Source organism: Streptomyces endophyticus, assembly GCF_035798155.1.
Lineage (GTDB): Bacteria > Actinomycetota > Actinomycetes > Streptomycetales > Streptomycetaceae > Streptomyces > Streptomyces endophyticus.
In genome coordinates this window covers 98,402-106,513 of sequence record NZ_JAOZYC010000117.1, presented here as the reverse complement: position 1 = coordinate 106,513, position 8,112 = coordinate 98,402, and the positions used below count along the sequence as shown (strand labels likewise).

Genomic DNA, 8,112 nt, shown 5'->3' with positions numbered 1-8,112 from the left:
CGGGCCACGTGCTGCGGGGCGTGGGGCAGGGCCCGGTGGGTGCCGCCCTCGCGCAGCGCGCGGGCGACGTCGTACGGCAGCTCGGCGAGGTCCGTTCCGACGGGGACCAGCATGCCGCGCTCGGCGAGCCAGTCGGTGCCGGGGTCGCCGGAGCCCTGCTCACGGAAGTGGAACTTGGAGTGGGGGCCGGCGTAGTGGCCGTACTCGGACATGAAGCAGTGCGTGGCGAGCGACGGCGGCCCCGGGACCAGTTCGGCCAGGAGGTCGTGGGCCTCGGCGGGCGCGTCGGCGACCAGGGCGCGGACTCGTTCGGGATCGGAGAGTGTCTCGACGATCGCGTGCTGGGCGGCGTCGCGGGTGCGCTCCTCGGGCAGGCCGAGCGCGGTGGCGATGCGGTGGATCTCGGCGGCCTTGAAGGCGTCGATGAGCAGCGGGTTGAGGGGGCGGCCGTAGCCCTGGAGTTCGGCGGACCTGCGGTGGAGAAGGACCGGGACGGTCAGCAGATCGCCATGCGGTGGCAGCAGGAGGGCCCGGTCGGCGAGCCGGACGAGGACGGCCTCCGCGACGACCCGCCGGTCGGCCTCCTCACCATCCTCGCCACCGCTGGCGATCCGGTCGAGGAGTTCCGCACGGTCCACGGCACGGCTCGCGGGTTCGAGGCCCGACTGGGTGGCCTGTTGGTGGCGCAGGTGCGCCGAAACCTCCGGAGCGGGCTCGACCGGGCCGTGGATCTCGGCAGCGTACGCGGTGATCTCCGCGAGTACGACGCGTTCGGGCAGGGTGACGCAGTCAAGGGCGCGACTGACCGAGGCCGGGGCGAGCAACTGCCGGGCCAACTCCGCGAACACGGACACCGGGGCGCCGGAGGCCGGCAGATCCCGCTCCTCCAGAAGACGCGTCAGTGCGGTACGGGAGAGTGTCCTCAGCCAGCCGGCAAGGGTGTCTTCACTGGTCACGGCCGCCAACCTAACGGGCGCGCGAGCCACGAAGCCAACGTCCGATCGGACGTCCTGGGCGCCACGGCAAATACCGCACCATACCTCCGTCCCCCAACGCGCCACCGTCGTGCAGGAATACGGTGAACCTGCGCCACGGAAGGAGCGGGACCATGCCCGACATCACGGTGCTCCTCGTGGACAACCATCAGGAGACCCTCCTCGCCCTGAAGGCTTCCCTGGCCCCTCTGCCCTGCCGCATCGAGACGGCCGAGAGCGGGGACCAGGCCCTCAAGGCCGTCCTGCGCGGCGGCATCGACCTCGCTCTCCTGGACGTCGTCATGCCCGGCATGACCGGCATCGAAGTGGCCCGCTACCTGCATCGCCTCGACCAGACCCGGCACATTCCAGTGATCCTGATGACGGGAATGGTCGGCCAGGCACGACTCACCGAAGAGGCCTACGAGATCGGTGTGGCCGACCTCATCATCAAGCCCGTCTCCCCCTGGCTGCTACGCCTCAAGATCGCCGGCCACCTGCGCTACCTGAGGCGCATCCGCGAACTGGAAGCACCGGACCCCGCCTGACCCGCTCCCCGCCCCTCATCCCCTGTGCAGCACACCATCGATCTCGGCGAGCTCGCCCGCCGACAGCGGCCCGAACTCCAGCGCCCCGGCGTTCTCCTCCGCCTGAGCAACCGTCCTGAAGCCAGGAATCGGCACCGTGCGCGGACTCCGCGCCCACAACCAGGCCAGCGCACCCTGGGCGAGGGTACGGCCGCGGCTCGTCAGGATGGACCGTACCGCCTCCACACGCGCCAACCACTCCGGATCGACGCCGCCGCCCACCGCGAACCCCGGCAGCCAGGCGGGCGGAGCGCTGCGGATGTCCGTGGCCGCGAGCGCGTTCCCCGGCGCGAACTTCCCCGTCAGCAGGCCCATCGCGAGCGGGCTGCGGTTGATGCTCGCGAGGCCGAACTCCTCGCACAGGGCAAGCATTTCGGGCGCGTCCTGCAGGACGTTGCAGCGGTGCTGCACGGCGGCGCAGTGGGGGCCCGCGGCGAAGACCGCCGCGCGCTCGGGGTCATCGGTGCTCCATGCGTACGCACGGATCAGCCCCTCCCCTACGAGGTCCTCGCAGGCGTCCCGAAGCGGCGCGGCCCGCTCGGGATCGGCGTCCGACAGATGCAGCTGGTACAGGTCCACATAGTCGGTGCCGAGCCGGGCCAGTGACGCGGTCAGCGCGCGCCGTACGTACTCCGGCGAATCGTCGCCGCCCGTGCGGACCCTGCTCTCCTCGTCGAAGAGGTTGCCCCACTTGGTGGCGACGACGACATCCGCCCGGCGCCTGCCGAGCGCCCGCCCCAGTACGCGCTCGCTGTGCCCGGCCCCGTACGCGTCGGCGGTGTCGAAGAAGGTCACGCCGAGATCCAGCGCACGACGCACGGCACGCACGGACTCCTCGTCATCGACCTCGCCCCAGCCGAGTGGCTCCCCGCCAAGCCCCTGCCAGGGCCCGCCGATGGCCCAGCAACCGAAGCCGAGCGCGCTGACCTCGATCCCGCTTCGTCCAAGGGCCCTGGTGTACGGCGCGTGCGGCGCGGTGGTCGTCGACCCGTTCTTCGCGTTGGTGGTCTCCATGCCTGCGAACGCTAGGAGTTGAAGTGCACGCGAAGGCAACCCCCTGCGCACGACCACCCGGACCCGAGAAGCCGCCCCTGCGACTCACCGCGTCGGCGACCCCCGCTGGCGTTGCTACGCGGTTTCCCTGACGTCGATGAGGACCTTGCCCACCGTGCCGCTCTCGACGGCCTCGTGTGCCTGCGCCGTCTGCTCCAGCGGGAAGCGGACCAACGGCAGACCGGCCTCGGCGCCCGCCCGTAGCGCACCGGTCGCGACGGCCTCCGAGACCGCGGCCACGCCGTTGCGCATCGGCTCGGCGGGGACGGAGTAGAGGGACAGGCCGTGCCAGTCCAGGTTGCGGCCGAAGGTCGCGCGCAGGGGCAGTCGCAGTTCGTCGCCGCCGTTGTTGGCGTAGAAGGCGATCGTCGCGTTGTTCCTGGTGACCGCCAGGTTCAGCTCCGCGTTGACCGCCGGGGCGACCTCGGCGACGAGGTCCACGCCGTCCGGCGCCAGATCGAGAATGACCTTGGCGACGTCCTGCGTACGGTAGTTGACGATGTGGTGGGCGCCGGCGGCCTTCGCCAGGTCGGCCTTCTCCGGGGAGCTGACGGTGGTGATGACCGTCGCCCCGGCCCAGCGGGCCAGCTGGATCGCCGCGTTGCCGACCGCCCCCGCTCCCCCGGCGATCAGCACGGTCCACCCGGCGAGCGCCCCCGGCGCCAACCGGTCCGGCCCGTCGGCGGCGAGGGTGAGGGCCCGGTGGGCCGTGAGCGCCGGCACGCCCAGCGCCGCACCCAGGTCGTAGTCGGCCCCGTCCGCCAACGGCACGGCCCGCTCGGCCGGAATGGTCAGGTACTCCTGCGCCGTACCACCGTCCGGGCGCCCGGCCGCGGACAGATACAGCCACACCCGCTCCCCGATCCGCGCGGGGTCGACTCCCGCGCCGACCGCGTCGATCCGACCCGCACCGTCCTGGTTGGGCACCTGACTCTCGCCGTCCCCGAGGCTGCCGGACAGCCCCGCCCGGACCTTCCAGTCGGTGGGGTTGACCCCGGAGACATGGACCTCGACCCGGACTTCGCCGGGACCGGGGTCGGGGACGGGACGCTCCTCCAGCTTCAGAACCTCGGAGTCGCCGTTGCTGCTGTACACGATGGCCTTCATGCTCTGGCCAATCATGATTGCGCTCGTCGTATTCCCGGCTGCGGGCGGCTATTGGAAGAGGGTTCCGGTCTTGTCGCCGATGGCCTGCTTGCGGTGGAAGTAGTCGTTGATGACGACCCGGTAGAGGTCCGCGTCCGGGCGCGCCCAGTTGCGCATCAGTTCGCACCCGAAGGCGAGCGACGTGATCGGTCGCGCGCCGGCCTGCGTCATCCGTTCGATCGCCGTGGTGTGGGTGACCGGGGAGACGCCGCCGACAGCGTCGACGACGGGGTAGATCTCGAAGCCCTCGCGGAGCATGTCCAGGGTGGGGAAGGCGAGGCAGACCTCCGTCCACAGTCCGGCCATGACGATCTTCTTGCGGCCGGTCGCCTCGATGGCTGCACGGAAGTCGGCGTCTTCCCAGGAGTTGACGCCGGTGCGGTCGATCTCGGGAACGTCCGGCAGCTCGCGGGTGATCTCCGGGACCGTGGCCCGGTTGACGCCCATGCCGACGGCGACGGTCGACAGCACGGTCGGAACTTCGTAGGCGCGGGCGAGCTTGGCCAGAGTGATGGCACCGAGGTCGATCTCTTCGCGGCTCGCGGAGCCGATGGTGGCGTACTGGCCTTCCTGGTAGTCGATGAAGACCACGGCGCAATTGTCCGGCGTGAGCAGATGGTCGGCGACGGTGTCCCGGACGGGCTCGGGAGCGGTCTTGATGTGCGCGGCGTCGGCGGTCATGCCGTGTCCCCTTCTCGCGTCTGGATCGTGGGCGGTGGGCGATGGCCTTGCGGGCAGGAGCGTACCCACGGCCGGGCAGGCCCGGCCGTGGGCTTCCTGCGGCGCGCCGACGATGGCTGAAAAAGGGGGAGGCGCTCCCCGTTCAGCCGAGCCGGCTTCGCAGCCAGTCCGTGATCTCCCGGTTCACCGGGTCGACGACGTCGGCCGTCTCCTGCTCGCGCTTCTTGAGGTACTTGGCCCAGTACGGGCAGACGGGGACCACGCGCTTGCCGCCGGCGCGGACGTCGGCCAGGGCCTCGGTGACGAGGATCGAGGCCAGACCCTGCCCGGCGAAGCGGTCGTCGACCTCGGTGTGGAAGAAGACCCGCTGCTCGCCGCGGTCGCGGTACTCGGTGAAACCGGCGAGTTCACCGTCGACCGTGATGACGTAGCGCTGCTCGTCGGGACGGTGTTCCACGGCCGGAGTGGTGTCAGATGTCATGGCGCTTGTCTCCTTGGGCGTTGGTGTGTTGATGTGTTGGCGCGGTGGTGTGTTGGCGTGGTGGTGTGTTGGTGTCTCGTGCTGCTGGTGTGCTGTTGGTGTGCTCTTGACGCGGTCAGCGAGGCTTGCGGTTGCCGCGCGCCTTGAGGGTGCTGTTGGGCAGCTCGGGGGCCGGCAGGCGTTCGCCGGAAGAGCCGTGGACCGTGCCGAAGCGTTCCGCTCCGGCCTCCCATTCCGCCCGGGCCGCCACGATGTCCTCGTGGCTGCGGCCGATGAAGTTCCACCACATCACGATCTCTTCGCCGAACGGTGTACCGCCCAGCAGCAGAAGCCGTGCCGGATGGCTCGCGTCGTTGGCGAGGGTGATGGTGTCGCCACCCGGCGCGAGGTGGCCGAGCTGTGCGTTCGGTACGAGGGTCCCCTCGACCCGGACGGCTCCTTCGTCGACCAGGACGCCGTGTTCGAAGGCCGGGTCCACGGCGAGGGTGGTGTGCGCGCCCGGTTCGAGCACGATTTCGGCGCCGAGCAGAGGGGTGTGGGTGGGGACCGGGGAGGTTTCTCCGGCCAGTGTGCCGAGGAAGACCCTGGCCTCGCCTCCGTCCAGGGCGATGGTGGCGGGGGCGTGGTGCCGGAACGCCGGTGCGACGTCGCGGTGCTCGTCCGGGAGCGCGATCCAGAGCTGGATGCCGCGCAGGACCGTGGTGTCGGGGGTGGAGACCTCGGAGTGGCTGATGCCGCGTCCGGCGGTCATCAGGTTCAGTTCGCCGGGCCGCACCATGGCGTGCGTGCCCAGGCTGTCCCGGTGCTCGATCTCCCCGTCGAACAGCCAACTCGCCGTCTGCAGACCGGTGTGCGGGTGCGGCGCGACGGCCATCCCGCCGGTGGCGGCGACGGCGTCGGGCCCGTAGTGGTCGACGAAGCACCACGCTCCGATCAGGCTCCGCTCCCGCTGTGGAAGGGTGCGCCGCACGGTCATCGCCCGCGGGCCGCCGAGCGGAACCTCGCGGGCCGAAAGAACCTCCACCCGCCTTTCGGCCACGGTGTCCTGACGTGACGTCACGGCCGCACGGCGCGTCTCGGCCGGCGCCTGTTCGTATGCAGACATGGTGCCCTGCCCCCTCTTTCCGATCTTCCCTGCCGCAGCTTTCCGGTCTTCCCTGTCGCAAGGTGATTGAACGGTAAACTATATTGGCGTGGGCCGCCACTCCCACAGACGGCCACGAACGAGGAGGCTCAGTCATGACCAGCAGCACATCGACCACCACCGACACGCAGGACCGGCGCCGCGTCTTCATCGACAAGCAGTCACCGGGCGCGTACCAGGCCTTCCGGCACGCCGCCGACACGGTCCGCGCCGAGGCCGTCGAGGCCGGACTGGAGCCCGCGCTGCTGGAGTTGATCAACGTTCGCGTCTCCCAGATCAACGGGTGCGCCTTCTGCCTCAACACCCATACCCGTGCCGCCCTGCACGCCGGGGAGTCCCCACTGCGACTGGGGGTGCTGCCGGGGTGGCGGGACGCGGAGATCTTCACCGACCGGGAGCGGGCGGCCCTCGGCCTGGCCGAGACGGTCACGCATCCGGACGACGCCGCCGCACAGGAGTCGGCGTACGCCGCGGCCCGGGAGGTGTTCGACGATGCCGAGATCTCCGCCGCGATCTGGGCGTCGATCACCATCAACGCCTTCAACCGGGTCTCCATCCTCAGCAAGCACCCCGTACGCCGGCCTGCCACGCCGAACCAGGCGGTGCGGCGACCGAACGCCCCCACTGCGTAAAACTGCGCAGACAACCCAATCGGCAGCCGACGGTACGTTCGGCGCCACGACCGGCGACACGACCGGCACCACGACCGGCTCCACGGCTGGCGACACGACATGGAGGGCCCACGATGGCCATCGAGATCACCGACTCCCCCGACGCCAACCGCTACGAGGCCCGAGTCGACGGGCAGCATGCGGGAGTCGCCGAGTACATGCGCACCAAGGAGAGCGGGCTCGTCGTCTTCACGCACACCGAGGTCGACCCGCAGTACAACGGGCAGGGCGTCGGCTCCGCGCTGGCGCGCGCGGCACTGGACACCGCGCGGGCGGACGGGCTCCGGGTTCTCGCGGTATGCCCGTTCATCTCCGGCTGGATGGCCCGGCACCCCGACTACCAGGACCTCGCCTACCAGAGCCGCAGCAAGGTCGAGGACTGAGAGCCCTACCGCCACTGGCCGTCCTCGCGGTCACGCCGTCGACCCTCGCGCGTCCGCGGAATTGACAAGGCGTCCCCCCGCCCAACGACGTCCCCCCGCCCACTGATTGAATGCACATGCCACTCACGGCAACCACATGCACACGGGGAATCACGGGGAACTCATGAACAACACGCATGTCCTGTCCGCATCGACCGCCCGCCGCGCCGCCACCGCGCTCGCCTGCGCCGCCGCCCTGGTGTCGCTGACGGCCTGCGGCGGCGGCTCGGACAAGGCCGCGGACGCCGACAGCAAGCCGTCGAGCGCCACCGACAAGCCGGCCAAGGCCGACGCCAAGCCGAACGGTGTCGACAAGCTCACCGCCGTCGAACTGCGCGCCAAGGGCACGGAGACGAAGGCCGCCGCGGGTTCGGTCCGCGAGGTCATGTCGCGCTCGGACGCCAAGTCCGACCTCCGGGTCTCCGCCACGGAGTGCACCGGCACGGTCGACCTCAAGGACATGGGAACGTTCGACGTCGTCCGTAAGGGCAACGACGTCTGGGGCAAGGTCGACTCCACGTTCTCCACCTGGGCCAAGAAGAACGGCGCCGGCACCATCAAGGCCGACCAGTGGATGCACGGTTCGCCGACCGCCGCGCTCACGAAGGTGCTCGTCTCCTACTGCCACGGCGAGCAGTTCGGCGAGCCGGAGAAGAACTCCCTCAAGCTCACGAAGGGCTCCGCCGCCGAGGTGGCGGGGCAGCCCGTCGCCACGGTCGTCGCCAAGGGCGCGGACCCGAGCAGGCAGGCCACGTTCAGCGTTGCGACCACGGGCAAGCCCTACCTGCTGCAGCAGGAGACCCCGTACAGCAACGGCACCGGCATGGCGACCATCACGTGGTCCGACTTCGGCACGCCCGTCGGCGCGAAGGCACCGACCGGCAAGATCGTGACTGCCCCGAAGATCTGACCCGCGGCACCATCGCCGCGCTTGAGGGCCGCCCCGAAGGGGC

At 70.6% G+C, this 8,112-nt stretch carries 10 protein-coding genes; 4 read left to right on the top strand and 6 right to left on the bottom strand.

Going from position 1 to position 8,112, the window contains the following annotated elements:
- A partial coding sequence (locus OKJ99_RS18125; protein ID WP_407700717.1) for a hypothetical protein occupies positions 1-956 on the bottom strand: 956 nt, incomplete at its 3' end.
- A 152-nt stretch (positions 957-1,108) separates the two neighbouring features.
- Between OKJ99_RS18125 and OKJ99_RS18120 the strand changes: the two genes are divergently transcribed.
- Positions 1,109-1,522, top strand: coding sequence for a response regulator (locus OKJ99_RS18120; protein ID WP_326017534.1), 414 nt, complete (start codon positions 1,109-1,111; stop codon positions 1,520-1,522).
- A gap of 15 nt (positions 1,523-1,537) precedes the next feature.
- On the opposite strand, the gene OKJ99_RS18115 is transcribed toward OKJ99_RS18120, so the two are convergent.
- The 5 genes from OKJ99_RS18115 to OKJ99_RS18095 form a co-directional block, all read right to left on the bottom strand.
- Positions 1,538-2,575, bottom strand: a complete 1,038-nt coding sequence (locus OKJ99_RS18115; protein WP_326017532.1) for an aldo/keto reductase — start codon at positions 2,573-2,575, stop codon at positions 1,538-1,540.
- Between the two features lie 114 nt (positions 2,576-2,689).
- Positions 2,690-3,721, bottom strand: coding sequence for an NADPH:quinone reductase (locus tag OKJ99_RS18110; protein ID WP_326017531.1), 1,032 nt, complete (start codon positions 3,719-3,721; stop codon positions 2,690-2,692).
- Positions 3,722-3,769: 48 nt separating this feature from the next.
- Positions 3,770-4,441 (bottom strand): hydrolase, encoded by a 672-nt coding sequence (locus tag OKJ99_RS18105; protein ID WP_326017529.1) that lies wholly within the window; start codon positions 4,439-4,441, stop codon positions 3,770-3,772.
- Between the two features lie 142 nt (positions 4,442-4,583).
- Entirely contained in the window at positions 4,584-4,922 is a 339-nt protein-coding gene (locus OKJ99_RS18100) for a GNAT family N-acetyltransferase (RefSeq protein WP_326017527.1), read from the bottom strand.
- Positions 4,923-5,037: 115 nt separating this feature from the next.
- Positions 5,038-6,027, bottom strand: coding sequence for a pirin family protein (locus OKJ99_RS18095; protein WP_326017526.1), 990 nt, complete (start codon positions 6,025-6,027; stop codon positions 5,038-5,040).
- A 134-nt stretch (positions 6,028-6,161) separates the two neighbouring features.
- On the opposite strand from OKJ99_RS18095, the gene OKJ99_RS18090 reads away from it, so the two are divergent.
- From OKJ99_RS18090 to OKJ99_RS18080, 3 genes are all read left to right on the top strand, one after another.
- A complete protein-coding gene (locus tag OKJ99_RS18090) occupies positions 6,162-6,698 on the top strand; it encodes a carboxymuconolactone decarboxylase family protein (protein WP_326017524.1) in 537 nt (178 codons plus the stop codon).
- A 113-nt stretch (positions 6,699-6,811) separates the two neighbouring features.
- Positions 6,812-7,120 carry a GNAT family N-acetyltransferase gene (locus OKJ99_RS18085; protein ID WP_326017522.1) on the top strand — a complete coding sequence of 103 codons (309 nt, stop codon included), beginning with the start codon at positions 6,812-6,814 and terminating at the stop codon, positions 7,118-7,120.
- A 163-nt stretch (positions 7,121-7,283) separates the two neighbouring features.
- Positions 7,284-8,069, top strand: a complete 786-nt coding sequence (locus OKJ99_RS18080) for a hypothetical protein (RefSeq protein ID WP_326017520.1) — start codon at positions 7,284-7,286, stop codon at positions 8,067-8,069.
- The last annotated feature ends 43 nt before the right edge of the window (positions 8,070-8,112 follow it).